This window comes from Brachybacterium sp. AOP25-B2-12 (assembly GCF_052378625.1).
Taxonomy (GTDB): domain Bacteria; phylum Actinomycetota; class Actinomycetes; order Actinomycetales; family Dermabacteraceae; genus Brachybacterium.
Genome location: NZ_JBQSXW010000054.1, coordinates 1 through 1,831, shown reverse-complemented (window position 1 = coordinate 1,831; position 1,831 = coordinate 1). Strand labels below are relative to the sequence as shown.

General features: G+C 60.7%; 2 protein-coding genes. Both read right to left on the bottom strand.

Annotation, left to right across the window (positions count from 1 at the left end; genetic code table 11):
* Window positions 1-142: 142 nt before the first annotated feature.
* Window positions 143-1,402: an MFS transporter gene (locus tag ACT3TZ_RS15085; protein WP_444584230.1), complete on the bottom strand. Its 1,260-nt coding sequence runs from the start codon at window positions 1,400-1,402 to the stop codon at window positions 143-145.
* Window positions 1,395-1,831 (bottom strand): hypothetical protein (locus ACT3TZ_RS15080; protein ID WP_444584229.1); only part of this gene is annotated, 437 nt, incomplete at its 5' end. The genes ACT3TZ_RS15085 and ACT3TZ_RS15080, both read right to left, overlap by 8 nt.

The window sequence follows — 1,831 nt, the reverse complement described above, 5'->3', positions numbered from 1 at the left end:
GCGTAACTGTCGCGCAGGGTGTGCCTCAACGCGACAGAAGTGTGTCGTTAAGATCCCTAGTAAGGTGCATCGGTTCCGTTGGCGCAACGCATCTGAGAGCGACGAGGGAGGAGGCACCTCGCCCAATGGGCTAACGGTATCGTCAGTCCGCTGGTTGACGCTCTTGGTGCTCGTCAGTGACGAAAGCATCCATGTCTACCTCGACGGCGGCCCTGCGGAGTGCCAGGCTCACAACGAGCGCCACAGCCAAGGTGCCTCCCCCCGCTAGCAGCAACGCTCCTGGGGGGCTGGCGACCGCGACTACGGCACCGGCCGTGGCCATGCCAATCAGGCCAGCAGCTTGGTTTAGTGACCCGATGGCAGAGAGGGCGCGCCCCCGAAGTGATTCAGCCACGCTCTTAAAGACAATCAACCGGATCGCAATGACCTGCACTGCGTTGGCAATGCCTGCGCAGCCGAAACCGATCCCTGCCGCAATTGAAGACACCCATAAACCGGGAAGGGTCAGCCCTGCACCCATCAATACAGTTGACAGGACAAGGGTGCGGACGGCGAAATTCGGAGTTATGCGACCACCTATCCACGACCCGACGATTCGTCCAAAGATAAAAAACTGACCGAGGATAGCGTACCAGAACGGCGAGAGATCCAAGGTCTTTAGGCCGTAGAGTACCTCGGCTACAGAATAGATCGATGTGAAAACTACAGAAGCCATGAGCCCGATAAGCGCATATCTCTGCAGTTGGCCAGAGAAGAGAGCTGTTGGGGTTTCCTTAACTTGCGCCCACCACGATCGCGGCTTCTTTGCACTGCTCGATCGAGTGTTCCCGACGAGTCCGAGGAGCGTTGCGGTGAGCACGAGAGCCGCTGCGGCGCCAAGGAAGACGCTTTGCGGGCCCACCCAGGCCACTAGGGCTCCCCCCGAGACGGGGCCAGCGAGCGATCCGATCAATCGCGCGGTGTCCATCCGGGCGAACGCTCTGACCCTGTGGTTCTCCGAGTCACCTGGATTCTGGTTGCTCTCGGCTAAGAGGAGGAGCGCGGGTCCGTCGAGGATCCCGACCAAAGATATCGCGGCTAAGAGTGTGAGGGCTGCCCAGGTGCTGTCGATGAGCCCGCAGGTGCCGGCGAGGGTGGCCTGGACGGCCAAAGATATGCGCACGATGCGGCGAGGACTGATTGTGTCGAGCAATGGGGCTAGAAGCGGTGCAAGCGCAATCTGAGGGATAGCCCTGCTAAGAAGCGCGAGAGTGACGGTCCAGCCGCCCCGCCCATGCGTCGCCGCGAGAACCATGACGGCGATTGTGATAGCGGTCGTCGTGTAGGCGTTGACGCCGTAGACGATGGGCAGGGCGGCCTTCGCGAAACGCGTACGGGAAGTGAGCATGTGCTGGTCAGGCACCGACCGGTTCCTTCTTCCAGTGGGTCACGTTGAAGTCCTCGACCGACACTCCGAGCTTCTCGAAGAGATGCCCATGGAACCTGCCCTCGAAGGTGTTCTTGTGGTTCTGGTAGTAGTCCTCGTCGTACCAGACCACACCGAAATGAACCTTACCGCCTCCAGACTTGTTCTCTTCACGCCAAACGATCGTCCAGTCGTAGGCCGGCAGCTCTCGCCCATCCTTGGGTGGCGCAGCAAGGCGACCGTCGGACTCCTCGATCGCGTCCAGGCAACGGTCCATCGTCTCCACGTCCTTGAGGGAGATGGTCACCTGAGACTCGGCGACAGGGGTACGCCCCCTGCGTCGCTCCTCGGTGTTGCCGCCCCACGACACCAGTTCGGTCTGATCCTGAATGAACATCGCAACTCCGTCAGTTGTCGTACCCTGTG